Raw genomic sequence first — 25,947 nt, forward strand, 5'->3', positions numbered from 1 at the left:
GGGCGCTCAGGGCGGCCCAATGCCCTACTACCAAGGAAGGAGATGCAGACAACCAAAGCAGGATTCTGCCTTCCCTGCGGCACCGCCAAGATGGCGGCCATGCGCTCCGTCAGGGAGCCGCCTTGCTCAGGTTTCAGAACTCAACGGTGGTAGTCATGAATAATAAAACCCTATTGCGCGCTCTTTTTGCTGTCGGCCTGCTTGGTGCAGCCGGTTTTGCGATGGCCCACGGCGACGTAACGCCACAGAAAGTCGAGACCAAGGGGTTGGCCCCACTGGGTGAGGAATGGCTGGATGAGAATCCTTACCGTGAACCGAGCGAGTTTCATGACAGGGCTGTTGAAATTGGCTCCTCGGCCTATAACCAGAACTGCGCCCGCTGCCATGGCCTGGAAGCGATTTCCGGTGGCATCGCCCCGGATCTGCGCGAGCTGGAAGCCGACTTCGATGGCGATGAGTGGTACAAGGATCGCGTGATCAATGGCGCGGTACGCGACGGTGCAGTCTATATGCCGCGCATGGCTGACTACCTCAGCCAGGAAGCACTCTGGGCGATCCGTACCTATATCGAAAGTGAGGCTGCCAAGCAGTGATCACCATGCGCCGGTTGCTTGCGGGCCTTTGTCTGTTGGCGTTTTGCGCCCTGGTACAGGCACAGGTGCCGCATGTGGCGAAGGTGCGCGAGTTCGACGACATTATCGAATCGGGTGTGCTCAAGGTCGCGCTATACCGGGACTTCCCGCCGTACAGCTACATGGTCGATGGCGAGGCGCGCGGGGTCGATGTCGAGCTTGCAGAGCAACTGGCGGGCGGCCTGGGACTGAAGGTCGAACTGTTGTGGATCTCGCCGGACGAAACGCTGGACGATGACCTGCGCAACTTCATCTGGCGCGGGCACTACCTGCGCCCCGGCATAGTGGCTGACGTCATGTTGCGCGTGCCCTACGACCGCGAATTCTCCTACAAGCAGAACGAGCTGGGCGAGCTGATCAACGAACTGGTGGTGATGTTCGGCCCCTATCAGCGTGAGCGCTGGCAGTCGGCATTCGACCAGCGGCGCCTGGAGGAAGTGTCCAGCGTCGCGGTGTTCCAGTACCACCCGGTCGGGGTGGAAGTGGAAAGCGTACCGTCGTTCTACCTGTCCTCGGTGCTCAACGGCAACATCAGGAAGATGCTGCATCATTACCCGAGCACCCAGGCGGCCTTCGCGGCGATGCAGGACGGCGAAGTGGATGCGACCATGGGCATGCGCGGCGAGATCGACTGGCTGCTGAAACAGGCCAACGACAGCAATCTGCAGCTGGCCGACAATGCTTACCCGAACATGGGCAGGCAGGTCTGGGACCTGGGCATGGCCGTACATGAATCCAACCGCCAGCTGGCCTATGCCATCGAAGGCGTGCTGGAAGGGCTGATCGGCGACGGCAGCCTGGAGCGTATCTATGCCGGCTACGGCTTGCGCTATGAGCTGCCGGGGCTGTACCAGACCGATTGATGCTTTTGTGTCGGATTACGCCTTTGGCTAATCCGACCTACAAAGACGGACTCTGCGCTGTCGTAGATACCGTCTTGCCCCTCACTTCGCAATAGCGAGTTCGGGGTTGAACGGTTCGCCGGATTTCAACACGCCATAGGCGATACAGAGCAATTTACGCATCGCCGCGCAGACGATCTGTTTGCCGGCTTTACCTCTGGCTTTCATCCGCTCGACCATTGCCCGAATGGCAGGGTTACGGCTCATGGACGTAATGGCTGGCATGTAGAGCCCCGCGCGCAAGCTGGCCGACCCCATACGGGAAATCCGCACATGCCCTTTGAGTATTTCCGAATCCTGTAGCTTGGGATTGAGCCCTGCAAAAGCGGTGACCGCTCGGCTGCTGCCGAAGCGTTGAATGTCCCCCAGTTCAGCCAGCACAAGTGCTGCCGTCCGCTCAGCAATGCCGTCGATGCTCGTGAGCAGGTCACGCTGGCCGCGCAAGTCATCGTTGTCGTCGAAATGCTGCTTGATCGCTTCCAGCGTCTCGGCGATTTGCTGGCGTAAATGTTCAAGAACCGACTCGATCGACGCCTTGACCTTGGTCTCGCGGGTCACGTCCAGGCGGTTCTGTTCCATCTGCTCCAGCTCCTGAAGATCCTTCAGGCGATGCACCAAGGCCTTGAGGCGGCGAATGGACGGTGGATCAGGCTGCCAGGCACGCAGCTTGGCCTGATGCAGGCTGCCATAATCGGCAATGAGCTTGGCGTCGACCTTGTCGGTCTTCACCCGCTGCAATTGGCTGCGGGCGTAATAGGCAACTTGGGCCGGGTTGAGGACGCACACCCGGTAACCTCGCGCGAGCAGCCATTCGGCCAGGGCTTCGTAGTAGATGCCCGTCGCCTCCATGACGACCCATGCCTGCGGCTCGGCGTACTTGAGCAGCCATTGCTGGAACACCTCAAAGCCTGCTGAGTCATTGGTCAGCTTGCCTTTGGTGCGGTGCTTGCCGTTGCTCTGCAAGGTTGCGATGTCGAATGTGTGTTTGGCGATGTCGACGCCAACGACTATGGCCATGGTTTTCCTCCTCAGTGAACGGATAGATCGTCACTGCATCCGTCCTACCTTGCTAATGCGAGCTCGTGGCTCAAGATACCGTTCGGACTTACTGGATGAGTGCGGAGGAGTGCAGCGTTATCTACGTCACAAGCTCGAAGCTTAAGGGCGGGTACTACTTGCACTCTCTCCCCCGATGATCAGCCGGGGACTATCGCCTCCTGAAAGGCTGCAGTCGAGATACAAGGTCGGGTCACGCTTCACCGACCCGACGGATGAACGGCCAGACATTGCGAGAGGCGATGCCTCGCGCGTGGGGTTAAGTCTGCTGATCGTCGGGTTACGCCTTCGGCTAACCCGACCTACAAAGGCGGGCTCTGCGCTGTTGTCGGGTCACGCTTCACCGACCCGGCGGGCGGACGTCCAGACATTGCGAGAGCCGATGCCTCGCGCGTGGGGTTATGCCTGCTGATCGTCGGGTTACGCCTTCGAAACCCGGATTACACCTTCGGCTAATCCAGGCTACGGCTACATCGTCCGCCGGTGTCGAGGCATATGAGATAAATGCGCTCAGCGGAGGTCGTATGGAGTCGACCGCCTCTAACCCTTAATCTGAGGCGATACTTTTATCCTCTCAGGGAATGACCCATGAGCATCGACTCCAACGCAGGATGCCTGCCTGACGAACACTCGCTGATCCACATTCCGCGCCTGGTTTCACGTTACTACAGCGAGCGTCCCGACCCTTCCGACCCGGCGCAGCAGGTCTCCTTCGGCACTTCGGGGCATCGCGGTTCTTCGCTCAAGAACAGCTTCAACGAATGGCATATCCTGGCGGTGACCCAGGCTATCTGCGATTACCGCAGGGAGCAGGGCATCGATGGGCCGCTGTTCGTCGGCATGGATACTCATGCGTTGTCCGAGCCGGCGTTCGTTTCGGCCCTGGAAGTGCTGGCGGCCAATGGCGTCGAGACGCGCATCGATGCCGGCTGTGGCGAAACCGGCGGCGCGCCCGGCTATACGCCGACGCCGGCGATCTCCAATGCCATTCTCAAGTACAACCAGGGCCGCAGCGGTGGTCTGGCCGATGGTATCGTCATCACACCGTCGCATAATCCACCTGCCGATGGTGGCTTCAAATACAACCCGGCCAACGGCGGCCCGGCTGATACCGGCGTGACCCGATGGATTCAGGAGCGCGCCAACGCTTTGCTGGTGGCCGGGCTTCGAGGCGTCGAGCGCATGGACCATGCCCGTGCGTTGAGGGCGCCGACAACCCAGCGCTTCGACTTCATCGACAGCTATGTCGGCGGGTTGGGGCAGGTGATCGATCTTGAGGCGATTCGAAGCTCGGGCCTGAAGTTTGCGGTCGATCCGCTTGGCGGCGCAGGCGTGCACTACTGGACGCGCATCGCCGAGCGCTATGGCCTGCCGCTGGAGGTGCTGTCCACGGTGGTCGATCCGACCTTCCGCTTCATGCGCCTGGACTGGGACGGCAAGATCCGCATGGACTGCAGCTCACCACACGCCATGGCCGGAGTGATCGAGAACAAGGACCGCTTCGACGTGGCCTTCGCCTGCGACACCGACCACGACCGTCACGGCATCGTCACGCGCTCTGCCGGGCTGCTGAACCCCAATCACTACCTGGCCGTGGCCATCGAATACCTCTTTACCCACCGCCCCGAGTGGCGCGCAGAGGCGGGCATCGGCAAAACCCTGGTGTCCTCGTCCATGATCGACCGTGTGGCCAGCGGAATAGGGCGGCGGGTGATCGAGGTGCCGGTGGGCTTCAAGTGGTTCGTCGAGGGCCTGATGGACGGCAGCCTGGGCTTTGGCGGAGAGGAATCAGCGGGTGCTTCCTTCCTGTGCAAGTCAGGTAGCGCCTGGTCGACCGACAAGGACGGCATCATCCTCGGCCTGCTGGCTGCGGAGATGACAGCCGTCACCGGCAAGGATCCTGGCGAGCGCTACCAGGCACTGACCGAACGTTTCGGTGCGCCGGTCTACCAGCGTATCGACGCTCCCGCCGATCGTGAACAGAAAGCCAGGCTTGCCAAGCTGTCCGCTTCCCAGGTGACCGCTGGGGAACTAGCTGGCCAGCCCATCACCCAGATCCTTACCGAAGCACCGGGCAACGGCGCTGCCATCGGTGGGCTCAAGGTCGTGACGGCCACCGGCTGGTTCGCCGCCAGACCGTCCGGGACCGAAGACGTCTACAAGATCTACGCCGAAAGCTTCGAAGGCGAATCCCACCTCAAGCGTATCCAGGAAGAAGCCAGGGCGTTGGTGGATAGGGCGTAAGAAGCGCTGGCTATTCCCGGCGCTTGTCTTCTTCCTGCGTCGGGATTCAGGAAGTGCTCACGGGCTGTTCAAACTCTGTACAACATGCTACAAACGACCGCAACCCAAATGATCTAGCCGCTTGAAAACGAAGGGAAAACCATGACCAAGTCGGAGTTGATCGAGCGAATCGTCACCCAGCAAGGGCTGCTTTCGTCCAAGGATGTGGAACTGGCAATCAAGACCATGCTTGAGCAAATGGCTCAGGCATTGGCCACTGGTGATCGCATTGAAATTCGCGGCTTCGGCAGCTTTTCCCTCCATTACCGCGCCCCTCGCGTCGGTCGCAATCCCAAGACCGGCCAATCCGTCCCACTCGACGGCAAATACGTTCCGCATTTCAAGCCTGGAAAGGAGTTGCGGGATCGGGTGAATGAGGACGAGTGACGATACCTGCCGCAAGGCTCCTTATCGGGGCAATCTTCGCTTTTCGTAGGAACGGGCCATGCCCGTGAAGGGCCACACTGAGGTGTAGGCCTTGTTTGCGGATGTGACCCTCCCTTTACGCGCACGCTGCAGCTGTTAGCAAGGTTTCCGGCTGAACTTTTACGGGCTCTTCTGGTTCGGAAGAACAGACTTTGTGAAACCCCTTCCAGTGGGTTTTCCTCGGTGTATCCGGCCCGCTTGATGTTCGTTCCAGAAGCGGACGGGTTTGCCGTATCGCAGCCTTCACGCGTCAGGAGCCCGTTCGATGTCCGAAGCACCGTCTCACGCCACCCTTGCCCCCCGACTTGAACAGGCTCTGCGGTTGCCGCGCATTGCCATCGATGCCATACAACCTGTGCTGGATGAGGGGCGCTTTGCGGCCAAGGCGATCATCGGTCAACCGGTTGTGGTCAGTTGCCGGGTATTCGCCGATGGCCACGATCAGCTTGCCGCTGCGATTTGCTGGCGGCAGCAGGGCGAGGAGAACTGGCGTCGCGCTCCGCTGAAGCGGGCCGATGCTGGCCGGGATATCTGGCAGGGCCAATTCACCGCCACCCAGGTCGCTTCGCACGAGTTCCGGGTTGAAGCCTGGTGGGATCTCTACGAAACCTACCGCTATGAACTGTCCAAGAAGCATGCGGCGGGCGTTGGGGTTTCACTGGAACTGACCGAAGGGCGTCTGTTGATCGAGCGTGCCGCGCAACGGGCACAGGGTGAAATTCGCGCCATGCTCGATGATCTGCTGCATCGGCTCGACAGCTCACACCTGGATGACGAACGCGTTTCGGTGCTGCTGGCCGCGGAAACCGCGGCGGCCATGGCCGAGGCCGATCCCCGTGAGCATTGCAGTGCAAGCCCTATCTACCCGCTTGAAGTCGAGCGGCCACTGGCGCAGTTCGCCAGTTGGTACGAGCTGTTTCCCCGCTCGGAAACCGATGATCCGAACCGCCACGGTACTTTTAGAGATGTACACAAGCGCCTGCCGATGATTCGCGACATGGGCTTCGATGTGCTCTATTTTCCGCCGATCCATCCCATTGGCCGCGCGCATCGAAAGGGACCGAACAACAGCCTGCAGGCTGGACCGAACGATCCGGGCAGCCCCTACGCCATCGGCAGCGAAGACGGCGGTCACGACGCCATCCACCCGCAGCTGGGTACGCTAGAGGATTTCCGTGAACTGGTTGCAGCTGCCGCTGAACACGGTCTGGAGATCGCACTCGACTTCGCCATCCAGTGTTCCCAGGATCATCCCTGGCTGAAGAAGCATCCCGGCTGGTTCTCCTGGCGACCGGACGGGACCATCCGCTATGCGGAAAACCCGCCGAAAAAGTATCAGGATATCGTCAACGTCGATTTCTATGCCGAGGACGCCATGCCCGACCTGTGGCTGGCGTTGCGTGATGTGGTCTGGCACTGGGTGGAGCAGGGCGTGAAGATCTTTCGCGTCGACAACCCGCACACCAAACCGCTGCCGTTCTGGGAGTGGCTGATCGCCGATATACGCGAGCGTGATCCCGATGTGATGTTCCTGTCTGAAGCCTTCACCCGACCGGCGATGATGGCGCGCCTGGGCAAGGTCGGTTTCAACCAGAGCTACACCTATTTCACCTGGCGCAACGCCAAGGCCGAGCTCAGTGAGTATCTGACCGAGTTGAACGAGCACCCGTTGCGCGATTGCTACCGACCGAATTTCTTCGTCAATACGCCGGACATCAACCCCTTTTTCCTGCAGGAATCCGGGCGTGCCGGGTTCCTCATTCGCGCTGCGCTGGCGACCATGGGCTCGGGTCTGTGGGGCATGTATTCGGGCTTCGAGCTGTGCGAGGCCGCCGCCATCGCCGGCAAAGAGGAATATCTCGACTCGGAGAAATACCAGATCCGGGTGCGCGACTATCACGCGCCCGGCAACATCATCGCCGAGATCGCCCAGCTCAACCGCATCCGTCGTCAAAACCCGGCACTGCAGACTCATCTTGGCTTCAAGCCCTATCTGGTCTGGAACGACAACATTCTCTACTTCGGCAAGCGCACGCCGGACCTGTCGAACTTCGTGCTGGTGGCCGTCAGCCTCGATCCGCATAACGCTCAGGAAGCCCATTTCGAGCTGCCGCTCTGGGAGCTGGGCCTGCCTGATGACGCCCACACCCAGGGTGAAGATCTGATGAATGGCCATCGCTGGACCTGGTACGGCAAGACCCAGTGGATGCGCATCGAACCTTGGCAACTGCCGTTCGGCATTTGGCGATTCAGCATGGTTGCTCCAGATCCAGGCTTAAAGTGAATTCTAGAATAATTTACTTAACCGTTTTGAATCAGTGACTTGTAATTAAAACTAAATCCTTTTTATAGATTGGTTCTGCCGTTCGGATTACCGGCGCCGGAGCACTGAAAGGAAACGAAGAACATGGCCAAAGCGCGCAAGCCTGCCGCCTTTATCAAAGACCCGCTCTGGTACAAGGATGCGGTGATCTATCAGGTTCACCTGAAATCCTTTTTCGATTCCAACAACGACGGCGTCGGTGATTTCGCCGGCCTGATCGAAAAGCTCGACTACATCGCCGACCTGGGCGTCAACACCATCTGGCTGTTGCCGTTCTACCCCTCGCCGCGCCGTGATGACGGCTACGATATTGCCGAGTATCGCGGCGTGCATCCCGATTACGGCAACATGGCCGATGCCAAGCGCTTCATCGCCGAAGCCCACAAGCGTGGCTTGCGGGTCATCACCGAGCTGGTCATCAACCACACCTCGGACCAGCATCCCTGGTTCCAGCGTGCGTGCAAGGCGAAGAAAGGCTCGGCGGCGCGCAATTTCTACGTCTGGTCGGACACCGACGACAAATACCAGGGCACACGGATCATCTTCCTCGATACGGAAACTTCCAACTGGACCTGGGACCCGGTGGCCGAACAGTTCTTCTGGCACCGCTTCTATTCGCACCAGCCGGACCTGAACTTCGACAACCCACAGGTGATGAAGGCGGTGCTCAGCGTGATGCGCTACTGGCTGGATCTGGGCATCGATGGTCTGCGCCTGGATGCCATTCCCTACCTGGTCGAGCGCGATGGCACCAACAACGAGAACCTGCCCGAGACCCATGTGGTGCTCAAGCAGATTCGCGCCGAGATCGAGGCCAACTACCCCGATCGCATGCTGCTGGCCGAGGCCAATCAATGGCCGGAAGACACCCAGCTCTACTTCGGTGGCGAGGATGGCGGCCCAGGCGACGAATGCCATATGGCGTTCCATTTCCCGCTGATGCCGCGCATGTACATGGCGCTGGCGCAGGAGGATCGCTTCCCGATCACCGATATCTTGCGTCAGACGCCGGATATTCCGGCCAACTGCCAGTGGGCGATCTTCCTGCGCAACCACGACGAGCTGACGCTGGAAATGGTGACCGACAAGGAGCGCGACTACCTCTGGAACTATTACGCCTCGGACAAGCGCGCGCGTATCAATCTTGGCATTCGCCGCCGTCTGGCGCCGCTGCTGGAGCGTGATCGCCGGCGCATCGAGCTGCTCAATAGCCTGCTGCTGTCGATGCCCGGCACGCCGGTGATCTATTACGGCGACGAGATCGGCATGGGCGACAACATCTTTCTTGGCGACCGCGATGGCGTCCGTACGCCGATGCAGTGGTCGCCGGATCGTAACGGCGGTTTCTCCCGCGCCGACCCGCCAAGCCTGGTGCTGCCGCCGATCATGGACCCGCTGTACGGCTATCAGGCGGTCAACGTCGAGGCGCAGCAGCGCGATCCTCATTCGCTGCTCAACTGGACCCGGCGCCTGCTCGCCATTCGCAAGCAGTTCAAGGCCTTCGGTCGCGGCACCTTGAAAATGCTGGCGCCGAGCAACCGGCGAATCCTGGCGTATCTGCGCGAATTCACTGGCGCCAATGGCGAAACCGAAGTCATCTTCTGCGTGGCCAACGTCTCCCGTTCGGCCCAGGCGGCGGAGCTGGAGCTTTCGCAGTACGCCGGCATGGTGCCGGTGGAGATGGTCGGTGGCAGCGCCTTTCCGCCCATCGGCCAGCTGTCCTATCTGCTGACGTTGCCGCCTTACGGGTTCTACTGGTTCCAGTTGGCGTCCACGCATCAGATGCCGATCTGGCACCAGGAACCGGTGGATGTCATGCCGGACTTCCAGACGTTGGTGTTCAAGCGCCTGGACACGCTGAACAGCGCCTGCAAACGTACCCTGGAGCATGACTCCTTGCCGGCCTACCTGCCCAAGCGGCGCTGGTTCGCCAGCAAGGGGGCACCGATCGATTCGATCAGGATCTGCTACGGCGTGCCGTTCGGTGATCCGCAACGACCGGTGCTGTTCAGCGAAATTGCGGTGGAGTCAGGCGGGCATACCGATCTCTACCAATTGCCACTGGGTTTCCTCGCCGAGGCCGATTTCGGTACTGCGCTGCCCCAGCAACTGGCCATCGCGAGGGTGCGACGTGGCCCGCAGGTGGGATTGTTGACCGATGCCTTCACTCTGGAGCAGTTCGTGCTGGGTGTGATCCAGGGCTTGCGTGACGAACAGGTGCTGAGCTGTGGCGAAGGCCAGATACGTTTCGAGCCGTTGCCGCAACTGGCTGAAATCGAACTGCCCGACGGTGTCGAGGTGCGCTATTCCTCGGCGGAGCAATCCAACAGTTCGGCGATCATCGGCAACGAGATGATGATCAAAATGCTGCGCCGCGTTTCGTCCGGCGTGCATCCGGAGCTGGAAATGGGCCGTTTTCTGACCGAGCAGGGCTTCACCCATATTTCCGCGATGCTCGGCCAGGTCAGCCGCGTCAACAAGAAGGGCGAGCCGCACGCGCTGATGGTGGTGCAGCGTTTCCTCGACAACCAGGGCGATGCCTGGGAATGGACGCTGACCACCCTGGACCGTGCGGTGCGCGACGAGCTGGCAGGTGGCGTCTCGCTGGTGGAAAACCAGTACAGCGCTCTGGAAGAGCTGGAACACTTCAACCGTCTGCTGGGCCAGCGACTTGGCGAGCTGCATATGACCCTGGCTGCTGAAACGGACAATCCGGATTTCGCCTACGAAACCACTTCGCAAGCCGACAGTGAAAAATGGGCAGCGAGTATTCGCGAGCAGCTCGAGCATGCGCTGGATGTGCTTGCCGCGCAGCGTGACGGCCTGAACAGGAAGGCTGCAGCCGAAGTGGAGCATCTGCTTGGCTTGCGCGGCAGGCTGCTCGATGAAGTGGACCGGCTCGCGAACAGCACCATTGGCGGCCTGCGCACAAGGGTGCATGGCGATTTGCATCTCGGGCAGGTGCTGGTGGTGCAGGGCGATGCCTACTTCATCGACTTCGAAGGCGAGCCTGCGCGGTCGCTGGAAGAGCGCCGCGCCAAGCTTTCCCCGCTGAAGGATGTGGCCGGTGTGCTGCGTTCCTTTGAGTACGCCGCGTCCATGATCCGGCGTAACGCCCAGGGCAGCGACACGTCCGCCGAAGCCGAAGATGCCCGTCATCGCATTGCCGAAAACTATCGGCACAGTGCACGTTCAACGTTCATGGATGCCTATCGACAGGCTGTCGCCGGAATGCCTCATGCCTGGCATGACGTCAACGGTGCCGAGGCGGCTCTGAACCTGTTCAGCTTCGAGAAAACCGCATACGAAATCCTCTACGAAGCAGAGAATCGACCCGCCTGGCTCCCGGTCCCTTTGAGGGGGTTGTGGGAGATGGCGCAACAGTTATCCAGCGGAGGTTTCAATGAATGATCGGCCTGCGGTGACCTTGCACGGCGAACACCTTTTGCCCAGCGACGCTGATGTCGATGCGCTGGTTCGCGCCGAGCATGGTGATCCGTTCTCGATTCTCGGCCCCCATCCCGACGGCGACGGTCTGGTGGTTCGTGCTTATCTGCCCAATGCGCTGAGCGTCGAGGTAATGGAGCGTGCCAGCGGTCGTACGCTGACGGCCATGGAGCAGGGGCAGGTTCCGGGGTTGTTCTTCACGCGCCTGACCCACCCGCAGCCGTATCTGTTGAATATTCGCTGGGCCGGCGGAGAGCAGATCACCGAAGATCCCTACAGCTTCGGCCCGCAACTGGGCGAAATGGATCTCTACCTGTTCGCCGAAGGCAACCACCGTGAACTGGGCCGTGTATTTGGCGCGCAGCTTATGGAGGTCGACGGGGTACAGGGCGTGCGCTTCGCCGTCTGGGCGCCCAATGCCAGGCGTGTTTCGGTGGTGGGCAGTTTCAACGACTGGGATGGGCGGCGGCACCCGATGCGGCTGCGTTTTCCGGCGGGCGTATGGGAAATCTTCATTCCCCGACTGCATCCGGGCGACGTCTACAAATACGAGATTCTCGGGCCGCACGGCATTCTGCCGCTGAAGGCCGATCCCATGGCATTGGCTACCGAGCATCCACCTGGGACCGCTTCGGTTATTGCCCGACCGCTGGATTACGAGTGGAAGGATGAATTCTGGTTGCAGGACCGGGCGGCCCGTCAGTCGCTCAACGCCCCGATGTCGATCTACGAGGTGCATGCCGGCTCATGGCAGCGCGAAGGCGGTGAGGGCGGACGCTCGTACAACTGGCACGAACTGGCGGAACGGTTGATTCCCTATGTGGTGGAGATGGGTTTTACCCATATCGAATTGATGCCGATCATGGAGCATCCCTTCGGCGGCTCCTGGGGTTACCAGTTGCTCTCGCAGTTCGCCCCGAGTGCGCGTTACGGTTCGCCTCATGACTTCGCCGCCTTCGTCGATGCCTGTCACGCTGCTGGCGTCGGCGTGATTCTCGACTGGGTGCCGGCGCATTTCCCCACCGATGCCCATGGCCTGGGCATGTTCGACGGCACGGCGCTGTATGAGTACGCGCATCCGTTCGAGGGTTTCCATCAGGACTGGGACACTTACATCTACAACCTCGGTCGCACCGAGGTACATGGCTTCATGCTGGCTTCGGCGCTGCATTGGTTGCGCGAATTCCACGTCGATGGTCTGCGCGTGGATGCCGTAGCCTCGATGCTTTATCGCGATTATTCCCGGCAGGAAGGCGAGTGGATTCCCAATCGCCACGGCGGGCGCGAAAACCTGGAGGCCATCGAGTTTCTGCAGCACCTCAACGAGGTGGTCGCGCATGAAGCGCAGGGCGCACTGATCATCGCCGAAGAGTCCACGGCCTTTCCCGGCGTGAGCAAGCCGGTCGCGGAGGGCGGTCTGGGCTTTGCCTACAAATGGAACATGGGCTGGATGCACGACAGCCTCAAATACATCCAGGAAGACTCTATCCATCGCAGCTATCACCACGACAAGATGACCTTCAGCATGGTCTACGCCTATTCGGAACACTTCGTGCTGCCGATTTCCCATGACGAAGTGGTGCATGGCAAAGGTTCGCTGATCGGCAAGATGCCGGGTGACCGCTGGCAGAAATTCGCCAACCTGCGCGCCTATCTCTCGTTCATGTGGACCCATCCCGGCAAAAAGCTGCTGTTCATGGGCTCCGAGTTCGGCCAGTGGCGCGAGTGGCATCATGACCGTGAACTGGACTGGTATCTGCTGGGCGAAGCCGACCACAAGGGCGCGCAGGACCTGGTGCGTGATCTCAATCGCCTGTACCGTGAGGAGCCGGCGCTGCATGAACTGGACAGCGACCCTGCCGGTTTCCAGTGGCTGATCGGCGATGACCGCAGCAACAGCACCTTCGCCTGGCTGCGCAAGAGCACCAGCGGCTATCCGTTGCTGGTGGTGGCCAATTTTACACCGGTGGTGCGCGAGAACTATCGCATCGGCGTGCCGGAAGGCGAGCGCTGGACGGAAATCTTCAATAGCGATGCGGCCTGCTATGGAGGTTCCAATACCGGCAATGGTGGGGGCATTCTGGCCGAGCAGGTTGAGCGGCATGGGCAGCCTTTGTCCCTGTCACTGACCCTGCCGCCGCTGGGGGTTGTGATCTTGCGACCGTAGGTCGGGCCACGCTTTATCGATCCGACAGGCAGGGGCTGAGGTTGCTCGTTGGGTTACGCTACGTATCGTCGGATTACGCCTTCGGCTAATCCGACCTACAAATGGCAGGGGTTTCGTAGGTCGGGCCACGCTTTATCGACCCGACGGGCGGGGCTGAGGTTGTTCGCTGGCTTACGCCTCGCCCTGTCGGATTACGCCTTTGGCTAATCCGACCTACGCTCAGTTGCGCTGTTTGCGATTGACGGCTTGCGCCGCCTTGATGATGTCTTCGCCGATGACTGATTCGAACTGCTGCCAGACCGGGCGCATCGCCTCGCGCCAGGCTTCGCGTTGTTCCGGGCTCAGCTCGATGATTTCCGAGGTGCCGGCATTGATGATGCGCGTGCGGTCGGTCTGGTTCGCGTCTTCGGCTGCGCGGTTCACCTCGTAGGTCACTTCATCGATGATGCCTTCAAGCTCGGTGCGAATCTGATGGGGAATGCCGAACCAGAAGCGTGTGTTGCTCACCAGCATGTAGTCCAGCACGCCGTGGTTGGTTTCGGTGATGTAAGGCTGCACGCTGTGCATCTTCTGGCTGTAGATGTTCGACCAGGGGTTTTCCGCGCCCTGGACAGTGCCGCTCTGCAGTGCGCTGTAAACCTCGCCGAAGGCGATTTTTTTGGTCGATGCACCTACTTGGGTGAATTGGGATTCCAGTACTGCAGACGGCTGAATGCGAAAGCTCAGCCCTGATGCATCGCTCGGCAAGTGCATGGCACGGGTGGCGGACAGCTGTTTCATGCCGTTGTGCCAGTAGGCCAGGCCCGTGATGTTTTCCTTTTCCATCGAGCGCAGCAGTTGCCGCCCTTTGGAACGCTTCTGGAAGCGATTGACAGCCTCCAGGTCATCGAACAGAAACGGCAGGTCGAAGACCTGCAGCTGCTTGGTGTATCGCTCGAACTTGGCCAGCGAAGGTGCCAGCAACTGAACGTCGTTGTTGCTCAGGGCCTCCAGCTCGTTGGCGTCACCATAAAGGGTGGAGTTGGGATAGACCTCGACGCGCACCTGCCCCGGCAGGCGTTCCTCGACCAGGCGTTTGAAGAGCAGGGCGCCTTTGCCTTTCGGGGTCTCTTCGGCGACGACGTGAGCGAACTTGATGACGATGGGGTCGGCCTGGGCAGCTGCGCCGACCATGGCGAACACCAGGCCGGCGAGAGTGACAATCGGCTTGATCATGAACGGCACTTCTCTTTGTTGGGATGGCAGTACATGCGGCAGCCGGGTTTCGACTGCACGTCAACGAAGCGTTATGCCAAATTAACAGCATCACCAAAAGCGCTTTCTTGCAAAACCGCCATCCTGACCGTTGGGACCGGGAACAGATCACATTTTGAGCCGCAATGCCCCATCGTAAAGCCGCTCAGCTGCTGCCCGGCTGCCAACCTCCGCCCAGTGTCTTGTAGAGCGCGACGACCCCACGATAGACCTCCACTTCCGCCTGCGCCTGGGCATCCTCGGCGGCCAGCCGCTCGCGCTCGGCGTCCAGCAGCACGAGAAAATCCACCGTGCCTTCGCGGTAGCGGATTTCCGCCTGTTGCGCCGCCGCGCGGCTGGCCGTGGACTGGCGCAGCAGCGACAGCAGGCGTTCCTGGGCGCGGGCGTAATCGCTGAAGGCGTTCTCCGACTCTTCCAGCGCCAGCAGCACCTGCTGCTCATAGCTCGCCAGCGCGCCGTCGGCGTCGGCTTCGGCACCGCGCAGGCGGGCGCGCACGCTGCCCAGGTCGAACGCCGCCCAACTGATGCTCGGCGCCACGCCCCAGGCCTCGGCCGCACTGGAGCCGATCTGCGAACCGCGCCCGGCGATGAAACCGAGGAAGCCGGACAGGCTCACCCTCGGGAACAGGTCGGCCGTCGCCACGCCGACATTCGCGGTCGCCGCGGCCAACTGGCGTTCGGCGATACGGATGTCCGGTCGGCGACGTAGCAGTTCCCCGGGATCGCCGATCGGCAGGGCCTTGGCGATCGCCGGCAGTTCGCGCGGCGACAGGTCCACGGCGAGGCGGTCGGCGCGCTGGCCGAGCAAAGTGGCGATGCGGTTGCGCGCACGGGCCTGCTGCGCCTGCAGTTGCGGCAGACTGGCCTCGGTGGCGGCCAGGCGCGCGTCGGCACGCAGCACGTCCAGCTCGCTGCCCATGCCGGCATCGCGCAACTGCTCGGTCAGTTCGTGGGAATCGCGCTGGTTCGCCAGGTTGTCGCGGGCGATGCGCTCGCGCAGCTGGGCGCCGCGCAGTTGCCCGTAGGCGTCGACCAGCTCGGCGATCAGGCTGACCTGCAATTGGTAAAGCTCGGCTTCGGCGGCCTCGGCCTGGGCGTCGCTGGCCTCCAGGCGGCGCTGGATGCGGCCGAACAGGTCCAGCTCCCAGGCCATGTCCAGGCCCAGGTCGTAGCGTTCGGCATTGACCCGCCGCTCGCTGACGCCGGGCTGCTGTGCCTTGCCGATATCGGCGCTGGCGCCAGCGGTGACCGTGGGGAAGCGATCGTTGGCGTCGTCGTCGCGGATCGCTCGCGCCGCGCGCAGACGCGAATAGGCGATGCGCAGTTCGCGGTTCTCGGCCAGGGCCTGTACGACCAGAGCGTCCAGCGTCGGGTCCTCGAACTGATGCCACCAGGCGGATTCGAAGCGTGAGCGGTCGTAGTCGCTGTCCTCGGCATGGGCGATGCGCGCGGGCTCGGGCTGTGGCGCTCGGTAGTCCGGGCCGACGGCGCAGCCGGCCATGGCCAGGGCGAGCAGGGAAAGGGCGAAGAACTTCATGCGCGGGCCTCCTCGAATACCGCCTTGCGCGCCGCGCGTTTCTCGACGAAGGCGCGGATCACCAGATAGAACACCGGGGTCAGCAGCAGCCCGAAGAAGGTCACCCCGAGCATCCCGGAAAACACCGCGACGCCCATGGCGTGGCGCATCTCGGCGCCGGCGCCGCTGGACAGCACCAGCGGCACCACGCCCATGATGAAGGCGAAGCTGGTCATCAGGATCGGCCGCAGGCGCAGGCGGCAGGCTTCCAGCACCGCGGCGAGGCGGTCCATGCCTTCCTCCTGTTTGTCCTTGGCGAACTCCACCAGCAGGATGGCGTTCTTGCACGCCAGGCCCACCAGCACGATCAGGCCGATCTGGGTGAAGACGTTGTTGTCGCTGCCGGCCAGGATCACCCCGGCGATCGCGCAAAGCAGCGTCATCGGCACGATCAGGATCACCGCCAGCGGCAGGCTCCAGCTCTCGTACTGGGCGGCCAGCACCAGGAAGGCCAGCAGCACGCAGAGCGGGAAGACGAATATCGCGGTATTGCCGGCGAGGATCTGCTGGTAGGTCAGCTCGGTCCACTCGAAGCTCATGCCGTTGGGCAGCTCGGCCCGCAGCAGGCGCTCCATGGCCGCCTCGGCCTGGCCGGAGCTGTAGCCCGGTGCGGCGGCGCCGTTGATCTCGGCGGTGAGGAAGCCGTTGTAGTGCATCACCCGATCCGGGCCAGCGCTGTCGCTGACCTTGACGAAGGTCGACAGCGGGACCATCTCGCCGCGGTCGTTGCGCACCTTCAACTGGCCGATCTGCTCGGGCGCCAGGCGGAACTTCTGGTCGGCCTGGACGTTGACCTGGTAGGTACGGCCGAAGCGGTTGAAGTCGTTGGCGTACAGCGAGCCGAGGTAGACCTGCATGGTGTCGAAGATCTGGTCGATGGCCACGCCGTGGGTCTTGGCCTTCTCGCGGTCGATGTCGGCGTCCACCTGCGGCACGTTGACCTGGTAGCTGGTGAACAGCCCGGCCAGTTCCGGATAGTCCGCGCTCTTGGCGATGATGTTCTGCACCTCGCTGTAGAGCGCCTCGTAGCCGAGGTTGCCGCGATCCTGCACCTGCACGCGGAAGCCGCCGATGGTGCCCAGGCCCTGCACGGGCGGTGGCGGGAAGATGGCGATGAAGGCGTCCTGGATCTGCGCGAACTGGCCATTGAGGTCGGCGGCGATGGCATTGGCCGAGAGCGCCGGGTCCTTGCGTTCGTCGAAGGGCTTGAGCGGGGTGAAGACGATGCCGCTGTTCGGGCTGTTGGTGAAGCCGTTGATCGACAGGCCGGGGAAGGCCACGGTGTTCTCCACGCCCGGGTGCTTGCCGGCGATTTCCGACATGCGCTGGATCACCGCCTCGGTGCGGTCGAGGGTGGCGGCGTCCGGCAACTGGGCGAAGGCGACCAGGTACTGCTTGTCCTGCGGCGGGACGAAGCCGGTCGGGGTACTGGCGAAACCCAGGTAGCTGAGGCCGACCAGGCCCACGTAGACCACCAGGGCGATGCCGCTGGCGCGCAGGATGCGCCGCACCACGCCGACGTAACCGTGGCTGGCGCGGTCGAAGACGCGGTTGAACGGGCGGAACAGCCAGCCGCCGAGCAGCCGGTCGAGCAGGCGCGAAAAGCCGTCCTTCGGCGCATCGTGGGCCTTGAGCAGTGTGGCCGCCAGCGCCGGCGACAGGGTCAGCGAGTTGAACGCCGAGATCACCGTGGAGATGGCGATGGTCAGCGCGAACTGCTGGTAGAACTGCCCGGTGAGGCCGGAAATGAATGCGGTGGGAATGAACACCGCGCAGAGCACCAGGGCGGTGGCGACGATCGGCCCGGTGACCTCCTTCATCGCCTGGCGGGTGGCCTCCACCGGCGACTTGCCGAGGCCGATGTTGCGCTCGACGTTCTCCACCACGACGATGGCGTCGTCCACCACGATGCCGATGGCCAGCACCAGGCCGAACAGCGACAGCGCGTTGAGCGAGAAACCCAGCAGGTGCATCACCGCGAAGGTGCCGATCAGCGACACCGGCACCGCCGCCAGCGGGATGATCGAGGCGCGCCAGGTCTGCAGGAACAGGATCACCACCAGCACCACCAGTACGATGGCTTCGAGCAGGGTGTGCACCACCGCCTCGATGGAGCCGCGGACGAAGATGGTCGGGTCGTAGACGATCTCGTAGTCCACGCCCTGGGGGAATTCCTGCTTCAGCTCGGCCATGCGCTCGCGCACCAGGTCGGAGATGGCGATGGCGTTCGAGCCCGGGCGCTGGAAGATCGGCAGGGCGACCGCCGGCTGGTTGTTGAGCAAGGAGCGCAGGGCGTACTGGCTGGAGCCCAGCTCGATGCGGGCGATGTCCTTCAGGCGGGTGATCTCGCCGTCCGCGGCGGCGCGCACCACGATGTTCTCGAACTCTTCCTCGTCGACCAGCCGCCCCTGGGTGTTGATTGACAGCTGGAAATCGGTGGCGCCCGGCGCGGGCGGCGCGCCCAGGGCACCGGCGGCGACCTGGCGGTTCTGCTCGCGGATGGCGTTGACCACGTCGCTGGCGGTGAGGTTGCGCGAGGCGACCTTGTTCGGGTCGAGCCAGACGCGCAGCGAGTAGTCGCCCATGCCGAACAGTTGCACGTCGCCCACGCCATCGAGCCGTGCCAGCTCGTCCTTGACGTTGAGCGCGGCGTAGTTGGACAGGTAGAGCATGTCGTAGCGTTTGTCCGGCGAGGTCAGGTGCACCACCATGGTCAGGTCCGGCGAGGCCTTGTCCACCGTAACCCCGATGCGCTGCACCTCGGTGGGCAGCTTCGGCATGGTGCGGGTCACGCGGTTCTGCACCTGCACCTGAGCGTTGTCCAGGTCGGTGCCGAGGGCGAAGGTGATGGTCAGCGTCAGCTTGCCGTCGGCGGTGGCCTGGGACGACATGTAGAGCATGCCCTCGACACCGGTGATGGCCTGCTCCAGCGGCGAGGCGACGGTTTCGCCGATCACCTTGGGGTTGGCGCCGGGGAATTCGGCACGCACCACCACGGTGGGCGGGACGACTTCCGGGTATTCGCTGATCGGCAGCTGGAACAGCGAGATGGCGCCGCCGATGAGGATCACCAGCGACAGCACGGCGGCGAAAATCGGCCGCTTGACGAAGAATTGCGAGAAATTCATGACGCACTCCGGGGGAGAGGGTGCGCAACACGCACCCTGGCGGAATCTGTTGTTGTGTGGTGCGGCGCGACTGCTGGCGCAGCGCCGGGCTCAGGTGCTGGGCGGCTGCGGCATGCTGCGATCCACCACCTGCGGCTTGAGCGCGGCACTGATGGCGCGGTGTTGTTCCTGCAGGGCGGCGAGGGTATCGGCGTCGGCCATCGGCACGCTCTGCGGCTCGACCGCATTGCCCGGGCGGATGCGCTGCAAGCCGTTGACGACAATGGTTTCGCCTTCACCCAGGCCGTTGCGGACGATGCGCAGGCCTTCGAGTTTCGGTCCCAGTTCGACCGAGCGGTAATCGACCTTGCCGTCCTCCCCGAGCACCAGCACGAACTTCTTGCCCAGGTCGGTGCCCACGGCCACGTCCTTGATCAGCACCGCGTCGTAGGTGGCACTGCCGACCAGCCTGAGCCGCGCGTAGAGCCCTGGGGTGAAGCGGCCGTCGCGGTTGTCGAACACCGCCCGCCCACGGATGGTGCCGGTGCGCGGATCGACCTGGTTGTCGACGAAGTCCATGCGGCCCAGGTGCGGATGGCCGTCCTCGCTGGACAGGCCGAGGTACACCGGCGTCGTCTCGCCGCGCGCGCCCTCGCGGGCCAACTCGCGGTACTTGAGGTAGGTGCGCTCGTCAGCCTCGAAGTAGGCGTAGACCCGGTCGGTGGAGACCAGCGTGGTCAGCAGCGCCTCACCGGCGTTGACCAGGTTGCCGGCGGTGATCAGCGCACGTCCCACGCGGCCATCGATGGGTGCGCTGACGCGGGTGAAGTCGAGATCGAGCCTTGCTGCCTCCAGCTGTGCCTGGATCGCCGCCGCCGCGGATTTCGCCTCGCTGGCGGCACTGACCCGTGCGTCGGCCAGTTCGGCGGAAATCGCGTTGTTGGCGCGCAGCCGCTCGCCCCGCTGGGCCTCGCTGGCCGTACGCTGCTGAATCGCGCGGGCCTGCTGCAGCTCGGCTTCCAGCCGCTTGACCTGCGCCTCGAAGGGACGCGGGTCGATCTGGAACAAGAGGTCGCCTTTCTTCACCAGGGCGCCTTCCTCGAACGCCACCTTGTGGATGAAGCCGGAGACGCGCGGGCGGATTTCCACCGACTCCGGCGCCTCCAGACGCCCGGTGAGTTCGTCCCATTCGGTGACCTGATGCTTGATGACCTGGGCGACGCTGACAGCCGGCGGCGCGGCTGCCGACTGCGTGGCCTCGGGCGCCTTGCCGCACCCGGCGGCGACGACCATGACCAGCGCGACCAGAGGGAAACGCAAGGCGTTGAGGGAAGATTCCATGCTTGACTCCACAACTCGGATTTATCGATGAGCGGGAGTCTGCGCGGTCGGGCGGTGCAGCAGAAATCGAACGAGGCAAAGGTGAATATCATCGGCGATGATGGTTTGGCGTTCGGCATCAGGTGCACGCGAGGCCATTCGCCGATGATCTGTGGCCATCGCAGGCTGAGTGGGACCGCCGATGTCGGGCGTAGCGAAGCCCAACGCGCGCGCTGTCCCGTCGGATTTCGCCGTGAGGCGGCTCAACCCACTGTCATACCGTTCGGTCAGGACATGAATTTGTGTAGAAGGCAGAGGTGTAAAGGTCGAAGATCACTCTTCGCGGGTCCCCATCTCTCGTTCTTCGAAGGCGCAGCGCACGGCTTCCACGACGCGTTCCGCCCGCTGAGCGTCGTCCAATTGCGGATACGCTTTCTTCAACTTGGCGGATACCTGCCAGCCGTTTTCCTTGAGAGAGCGAATGATGCGGTTCGCGTCCTGGTCCGGCATTTCCAGCACTTCTTTGAGTCGCTCCTGGGCGCGTTGGAAAATGATCAGCACACGGGCCTCATCGGCCATCTCGGTACGGACCGTATGCGCCACGACCTGTGCCGTGTACAGGACGTGTTCGGTCAGATCGGGATAGCGCCATGCGAATTGCGCGTCGTCGTAGTCATCGAAGGCCAGGTTGCTCGGGGTGCCATCCTCGTAGACGACGAGTTCGCCAAACCGATAGGACGCTGCGTAACGTTGCATGAAGGGCCGCGAAAAAACCTCCAGCGTACGGTCGTAGCGCGCCCGGAAATCGATGGAACTCGTGATGGTGGCCGATACCGGCAGGATCACGCCATCAGGCACTGCCTTGTCGCGGATCAGGGTGTCATTGATCAGGAAGCGATGGATCCGGCCATTGCCGTCCCGCATGGGGTGGATATACACAAAGGCAAAGGCGAGTGCTGCTGCCCGAGCCAGCGGCTCGGCGCCCCGTGTTGCCCGCTCGAATGCTTTCAGGCCATCCAGCAGTTGCGGTAGCACCTCGGATGGCGGCGCAATGTAGTGCACGATGTCCTCGCGCATGGTCGCCTGTCCGACGAAGACCGGCGAGCGCCGCAGACCCAGTCCGAAGGCCTCATGCCCCAGAATACCGGCTTGCAGCGTGTGCAGACTGTCGTTGCTCAACGGATCTTCGATATGGCCGCAGTACTTGGCGATCACATGGGCAAACCGCTGGATCCTGTCGGCCTTGTCCGCCTCTTTCTCGATGAGAAAGCTTGCACGCGATTCCTTGAGCGTCAGCCAACTGGCCGTGCGCATCAGGATATCGGCGCCAAAGGTCTGGTTCAGCTCACGCAGAGCCGCATGCAGGTCGAATTGCAGCGCTTGCTGTACGGTCCCGGTACGGCGGACCAGGGGGCAGAACGCCGGCACGCCGGGTAGATTATCGTTGATGCGCCATCGCCGTATCCGCAGTGGCTCGACACGAGTCAGGTATTGCCGTGATGAAATGGCATCGACATAGCCGCCATTGGTGACATCGGGCACATCAAGGTGCTGCCCGGTCAGCCACTCGTAGAGGAATCCGGTGCGACGGGCATATTGTCCAAAAGGCGCTTTCCGGCACCAGGCTTCGATCGGCTCCGGGCCGACAACCGCAAACAGCCGGGCGAAAAACTCGAGGTGGATCTCTTCGTACTTGAGCCCAAACTCGAAATGCCCCGCAAAGTCGTCCGCCGGCTGATAGCTGGCGGGATACTTGTTCTCGACATGTCCGTTGCTCTCGCAGCTCATTCGTCTCGTGCCGATCACCGACTCGACGCGCAGGGATTGTGCAAGCGCGATACCGTAGCGATCGGCGAGTGCCTTGAAACCTACTTGCATTGTCGAATTCCCTAACAAGAGCCAAAAAATAATAACCAACAGAGGGACGTGCGCGAAAACAATAATTCGATAAGTGCTAGAACGCTAACATTCATGCAAATTTGACAAAAAATCAGCTGTTCTCGGCGAAAAAGATAAAGGCTGGGCCTCCGGCGGCCTTGCCCCTAAAACCAATGTCAACGTTGGGCCTACCGTATTCAGAGACTATCCGGATCACCCACGAACATCTGGATGCGCGAGCGTAGCCAGCGCTCGGCGGGGTCGTTGTCCTGGGCGCCGCGCCAGGCCATGGACAGTTCGAAATCCTGGCTGGTCTCGAACGGCAGTGGTTCGGCACGCACGCCGCCGTTGGCCGCCAGGGCTGCGGCGGCGTAATCCGGGACGGTGGCCACCAGATCGGTGCCCGCCAGCAGGCTGGCCAGGCCGTTGAACTGTGGTACGGCGAGTACCACTCGACGCTTGCAGCCATGCAGTGCCAGCTCCTCATCGATATAGCCATTGAGGTCGCCGGCGAAGGACACCATGGCATGCGGACGCGAGCAGTAATCTTCCATGCTGATGCGCCCCGGGATGGCGTCGGCGCGCAGCAGCATCGGCTTCGGGCGGCGCAATACCTTGCGTTTGGCATTGGCTGGCAGCTCTTCGGTGTAGCAGACGCCCACCGAGATTTCTCCGGATGTCAGCAGCCCCGGCATTAGCAGGTAGTTGGCGCGACGCACCACCATCACCACCCCTGGCGCTTCGGCTCGTATGCGACGCAACAGCGGTGGTAGCAGGGCGAATTCGACTTCGTCGGTCAGACCGATTCGGAAGACCTGGGTGCTGGTAGCAGGATTGAAGGATGAGGCACGACTGACGGCGGTGGAGATCGAGTCCAGCGCCGGCGACAACAGCCGCGCGATTTCCTCGGCGCGGGCGGTGGGCTCCATGCTGCGACCGGTACGCACGAACAGCGGATCGTCGAACAGCGTACGCAAGCGGGCGAGCGCGGCGCTGATCGCCGGCTGCCCGAGAAACAGCTTCTCAGCCGCACGGGTCACACTACGCTCGTGCATCAGTGTCTCGAAAACGATCAGCAGGTTGAGATCCACACGGCGAAGGTCGTTGCGATTCATGCCATTCACTTCATGCTGCGGTCGGGCGGTAAGCCCTTCCTCGAACGTTGCGACTGCATTCTAGACAGATCGATGCGTGCTACGCATGCCCATTTCCGCTTGCAAACAGCGCGCAGCCGCTCTGGGATGCGCCTATACATACGCCTTATCGTGCAATCCATCATCATCGGCGGACATGGCAACTATTGACCGGAATGCGTCCTGGCGACTGGAGTTGTGCTCACTGGACAGATAGAGTCTTCAACACAGTAGTAATCGAGGGGTCTTTCCATGTCCCGCATCATCCGCTTCCATCAGTTCGGTCCTGCCGAGGTGCTGCGCTACGAGCAGCAGGAAACACCCAGACCCGGCCCCGGTGAGGTGCTGGTGAAGGTCGCCGCGATCGGCGTGAGCTGGAACGACGTGCTCTGGCGGCAGGATCTGGCGCCGCGTCACGCGCGATTGCCAGCGGGCCTGGGAAGCGAAGTGGCCGGCGTGGTGGAGGCCGTGGGCGAAGGTGTCGAGGGTTTCGCCATCGGTGAGCGGGTGGCCAGCTTTCCGGCCCACGATCTCAACGATTACCCACTCTACGGCGAACACGTACGCATTCCGCAGACCGCCCTGGTGCATTACTCCGCCATGCTCAGTCCCATCGAGGCCTGCGTGCATTACACGCCATTGCTGATTTCCTATTTCGCACTGGTGGAACTGGCGCAACTGGAGCCTGGCCAGTACGTGCTGGTCACCGAAGCCCGGCATTGCACCGGCCCGGCAGCGGTGCAACTGGCCAGAGCGCTTGGCGCGCGAGTCATCGCAACCTGCGCGTACAGTGAGGACCGGGAATTCCTGCTGAACCTGGGTGCCGAGACGGTCATCGCCACCGAGGAGGAGGATCTGGTCGGTCGCCTCGACAGGATCACCGATGGCAAGGGCGTGGAGATCGTACTCGACTCCTGCGGTGGGTCGCAGATGAAGCTGCTGGGCGACGTGATCGCACCGCGTGGCAAGCTGATTCTCTACGGCATCATCGGCGGCAACGAAACGGCGTTTCCCGCGTGCGCGGCGTTCAAGAAGAACTTCAAGTTCTTCCTGCATTGCCTCTGCGACTTCACCGGCCAGCCGGAAATGGGTATCGAACAGAACCGTGAAGCAGTGGAGCGGGCGCTGTCGCACATCAACCAGCTGACCGCCGACCGGCTGGTCGGCCCGCAGATCGACAAGGTTTTCCCCTTCGAAGAGGCCGTCGCTGCGCATCAGTATCTGGAAAGCGGTGCGGCGCGAGGCCGCATCGCGTTGCGCATCGAGTGATCTTGGGTCTGTTCCCGTTTCGTTCGCGACGAAACGGGGCAGTCCTCTAAGGCTGCCTCTCATCACCCGATAGAAACTTTTCAGCTACCCGCTCAGTCCTCCGCAGACAGGTTATTCCCTTGACGGAGGAATCAGCATGGCTGACGAGAAGCAGACAATGCCCCCACAACAGCAACCGGAGCCCGGCAAGGAAGACGAAATGACGCCTCGCCCGGAGTTTCGCGGCGAGGATTACAAGGCCGCTGGCAAGCTGCAGGGCAAGGTAGCGATCATTACGGGCGGTGACAGCGGCATTGGGCGTTCGGTAGCGGTGCTGTTCGCCCGTGAAGGCGCTGATGTGGCGATTCTCTATCTGGACCAGTACCAAGACGCCGACGAAACCCGTCGTGTGGTGGAAGAACAGGGACGCCAATGCCTGACTTTCGCCGGAGACGTAGCTGATCAGGAAATCTGCCGCAAGGTGGTCGATGAGACAGTGGCCAGATTCGGCAAGCTCGACATCCTGGTCAACAACGCCGCCGAACAGCATCCGCAGGAGCGCTTCGAGGACGTCACCCAGCAACAGTGGGAGAAGACCTTCCGCACCAACGTCTTCGGCATGTTCCAGATGACCCAGGCGGTATTGCCGCACCTCGGCAAGGGCGCCTCGATCATCAACACGACTTCGGTGACCGCCTACAAGGGCAACCCGATGCTGATCGACTATTCGTCGACCAAGGGTGCGATCGTCGGCTTTACCCGTGCCTTGTCGATGAGCCTGGTCGAGCGTGGTATCCGGGTGAACGGGGTGGCGCCGGGGCCGATATGGACACCGCTGATCCCGTCCACCTTCGATGCCGACAAGGTCGCCGAGTTCGGCGCCAACGTGCCGCTCAAGCGCCCCGGACAGCCGGAGGAGGTCGCGCCGGCCTACGTCTATCTGGCCAGCAGCGATTCGTCATACGTCACCGGACAGGTGATCCACGTGAACGGCGGTACGGTGGTCAACGGTTGAGCATGCGGCATCGGCTGTCTTGCGAACGCAACGACAGCCATCGGCTCGACGCCAGCGATTGCTGATCTATGCTCAATATCGACAGGTGAGTCGCCCCTCTGGCGACTTGCCAGGGGCGCCAGAAGTGCAGAAGCGGAACCCCGAGCGAGCGAGGCAGTCCACTGGATCAGTTGGCTTGCC

At 62.3% G+C, this 25,947-nt stretch carries 16 protein-coding genes; 9 read left to right on the plus strand and 7 right to left on the minus strand.

All coding sequences use genetic code 11. The annotated features are described in order from the left end of the window. Positions 1-155: 155 nt before the first annotated feature. Positions 156-593 carry a cytochrome c-550 PedF gene (gene pedF / locus ACYCFC_RS05845; protein WP_459653407.1) on the plus strand — a complete coding sequence of 146 codons (438 nt, stop codon included), beginning with the start codon at positions 156-158 and terminating at the stop codon, positions 591-593. A gap of 5 nt (positions 594-598) precedes the next feature. Further along, positions 599-1,495: a substrate-binding periplasmic protein gene (locus tag ACYCFC_RS05850; protein WP_459653408.1), complete on the plus strand. Its 897-nt coding sequence runs from the start codon at positions 599-601 to the stop codon at positions 1,493-1,495. A gap of 81 nt (positions 1,496-1,576) precedes the next feature. Here the strand turns inward: ACYCFC_RS05850 and ACYCFC_RS05855 are convergent, their stop codons facing one another. After that, positions 1,577-2,551 carry an IS110 family RNA-guided transposase gene (locus ACYCFC_RS05855; RefSeq protein WP_459653409.1) on the minus strand — a complete coding sequence of 325 codons (975 nt, stop codon included), beginning with the start codon at positions 2,549-2,551 and terminating at the stop codon, positions 1,577-1,579. 627 nt (positions 2,552-3,178) lie between these two features. Between ACYCFC_RS05855 and pgm the strand changes: the two genes are divergently transcribed. From pgm to glgB, 5 genes are all read left to right on the plus strand, one after another. Continuing rightward, entirely contained in the window at positions 3,179-4,834 is a 1,656-nt protein-coding gene (pgm, locus tag ACYCFC_RS05860; protein WP_459653410.1) for a phosphoglucomutase (alpha-D-glucose-1,6-bisphosphate-dependent), read from the plus strand. 141 nt (positions 4,835-4,975) lie between these two features. After that, complete coding sequence (gene ihfB, locus ACYCFC_RS05865; protein ID WP_181086929.1) at positions 4,976-5,260, plus strand: integration host factor subunit beta; 285 nt, start codon at positions 4,976-4,978, stop codon at positions 5,258-5,260. Positions 5,261-5,564: 304 nt separating this feature from the next. Next, a complete protein-coding gene (locus tag ACYCFC_RS05870) occupies positions 5,565-7,583 on the plus strand; it encodes an alpha-1,4-glucan--maltose-1-phosphate maltosyltransferase (protein ID WP_459653411.1) in 2,019 nt (672 codons plus the stop codon). Between the two features lie 123 nt (positions 7,584-7,706). Then, on the plus strand, positions 7,707-11,033 hold the full coding sequence (gene treS / locus ACYCFC_RS05875) for a maltose alpha-D-glucosyltransferase (RefSeq protein WP_459653412.1): 3,327 nt from the start codon (positions 7,707-7,709) through the stop codon (positions 11,031-11,033). Continuing rightward, the gene (gene glgB, locus ACYCFC_RS05880) at positions 11,026-13,236 is read left to right on the plus strand and encodes a 1,4-alpha-glucan branching protein GlgB (protein ID WP_459653413.1); all 2,211 of its coding nucleotides are present in this window, start codon (positions 11,026-11,028) and stop codon (positions 13,234-13,236) included. Before treS ends, glgB begins: the two co-directional genes overlap by 8 nt. Positions 13,237-13,455: 219 nt before the next feature. Here the strand turns inward: glgB and ACYCFC_RS05885 are convergent, their stop codons facing one another. The 6 genes from ACYCFC_RS05885 to ACYCFC_RS05910 all read right to left on the minus strand — a co-directional run bounded on the left by ACYCFC_RS05885 (position 13,456) and on the right by ACYCFC_RS05910 (position 23,486). Next, the gene (locus ACYCFC_RS05885; RefSeq protein ID WP_459653958.1) at positions 13,456-14,448 is read right to left on the minus strand and encodes a TRAP transporter substrate-binding protein; all 993 of its coding nucleotides are present in this window, start codon (positions 14,446-14,448) and stop codon (positions 13,456-13,458) included. A gap of 187 nt (positions 14,449-14,635) precedes the next feature. After that, positions 14,636-16,027, minus strand: a complete 1,392-nt coding sequence (locus ACYCFC_RS05890) for an efflux transporter outer membrane subunit (protein ID WP_459653414.1) — start codon at positions 16,025-16,027, stop codon at positions 14,636-14,638. After that, on the minus strand, positions 16,024-19,194 hold the full coding sequence (locus tag ACYCFC_RS05895; protein WP_459653415.1) for an efflux RND transporter permease subunit: 3,171 nt from the start codon (positions 19,192-19,194) through the stop codon (positions 16,024-16,026). Before ACYCFC_RS05895 ends, ACYCFC_RS05890 begins: the two co-directional genes overlap by 4 nt. Before the next feature lie 90 nt (positions 19,195-19,284). After that, positions 19,285-20,514, minus strand: coding sequence for an efflux RND transporter periplasmic adaptor subunit (locus ACYCFC_RS05900; protein ID WP_459653416.1), 1,230 nt, complete (start codon positions 20,512-20,514; stop codon positions 19,285-19,287). A 312-nt stretch (positions 20,515-20,826) separates the two neighbouring features. Next, positions 20,827-22,371, minus strand: coding sequence for a Fic family protein (locus tag ACYCFC_RS05905; protein WP_459653417.1), 1,545 nt, complete (start codon positions 22,369-22,371; stop codon positions 20,827-20,829). Between the two features lie 197 nt (positions 22,372-22,568). Then, on the minus strand, positions 22,569-23,486 hold the full coding sequence (locus ACYCFC_RS05910; RefSeq protein ID WP_459653418.1) for a LysR family transcriptional regulator: 918 nt from the start codon (positions 23,484-23,486) through the stop codon (positions 22,569-22,571). A gap of 270 nt (positions 23,487-23,756) precedes the next feature. Between ACYCFC_RS05910 and ACYCFC_RS05915 the strand changes: the two genes are divergently transcribed. Beyond that, positions 23,757-24,773: a zinc-dependent alcohol dehydrogenase family protein gene (locus tag ACYCFC_RS05915; protein ID WP_459653419.1), complete on the plus strand. Its 1,017-nt coding sequence runs from the start codon at positions 23,757-23,759 to the stop codon at positions 24,771-24,773. A gap of 136 nt (positions 24,774-24,909) precedes the next feature. Then, the gene (locus ACYCFC_RS05920) at positions 24,910-25,767 is read left to right on the plus strand and encodes an SDR family oxidoreductase (protein ID WP_181086920.1); all 858 of its coding nucleotides are present in this window, start codon (positions 24,910-24,912) and stop codon (positions 25,765-25,767) included. Positions 25,768-25,947: the final 180 nt, after the last annotated feature.

It is taken from the genome of Stutzerimonas sp. NM35 (assembly GCF_054604355.1).

Excerpts from the sequence above, each read along its gene's own strand:
- pedF (WP_459653407.1), top strand. The coding sequence starts at position 156 with ATGAATAATAAAACCCTATTGCGCGCTCTTTTTGCTGTCGGCCTGCTT.
- ACYCFC_RS05850 (WP_459653408.1), top strand. The coding sequence starts at position 599 with ATGCGCCGGTTGCTTGCGGGCCTTTGTCTGTTGGCGTTTTGCGCCCTG.
- ACYCFC_RS05855 (WP_459653409.1), bottom strand. The coding sequence starts at position 2,551 with ATGGCCATAGTCGTTGGCGTCGACATCGCCAAACACACATTCGACATC.
- pgm (WP_459653410.1), top strand. The coding sequence starts at position 3,179 with ATGAGCATCGACTCCAACGCAGGATGCCTGCCTGACGAACACTCGCTG.
- ihfB (WP_181086929.1), top strand. The coding sequence starts at position 4,976 with ATGACCAAGTCGGAGTTGATCGAGCGAATCGTCACCCAGCAAGGGCTG.
- ACYCFC_RS05870 (WP_459653411.1), top strand. The coding sequence starts at position 5,565 with ATGTCCGAAGCACCGTCTCACGCCACCCTTGCCCCCCGACTTGAACAG.
- treS (WP_459653412.1), top strand. The coding sequence starts at position 7,707 with ATGGCCAAAGCGCGCAAGCCTGCCGCCTTTATCAAAGACCCGCTCTGG.
- glgB (WP_459653413.1), top strand. The coding sequence starts at position 11,026 with ATGAATGATCGGCCTGCGGTGACCTTGCACGGCGAACACCTTTTGCCC.
- ACYCFC_RS05890 (WP_459653414.1), bottom strand. The coding sequence starts at position 16,027 with ATGAAGTTCTTCGCCCTTTCCCTGCTCGCCCTGGCCATGGCCGGCTGC.
- ACYCFC_RS05895 (WP_459653415.1), bottom strand. The coding sequence starts at position 19,194 with ATGAATTTCTCGCAATTCTTCGTCAAGCGGCCGATTTTCGCCGCCGTG.
- ACYCFC_RS05900 (WP_459653416.1), bottom strand. The coding sequence starts at position 20,514 with ATGGAATCTTCCCTCAACGCCTTGCGTTTCCCTCTGGTCGCGCTGGTC.
- ACYCFC_RS05905 (WP_459653417.1), bottom strand. The coding sequence starts at position 22,371 with ATGCAAGTAGGTTTCAAGGCACTCGCCGATCGCTACGGTATCGCGCTT.
- ACYCFC_RS05910 (WP_459653418.1), bottom strand. The coding sequence starts at position 23,486 with ATGAATCGCAACGACCTTCGCCGTGTGGATCTCAACCTGCTGATCGTT.
- ACYCFC_RS05915 (WP_459653419.1), top strand. The coding sequence starts at position 23,757 with ATGTCCCGCATCATCCGCTTCCATCAGTTCGGTCCTGCCGAGGTGCTG.
- ACYCFC_RS05920 (WP_181086920.1), top strand. The coding sequence starts at position 24,910 with ATGGCTGACGAGAAGCAGACAATGCCCCCACAACAGCAACCGGAGCCC.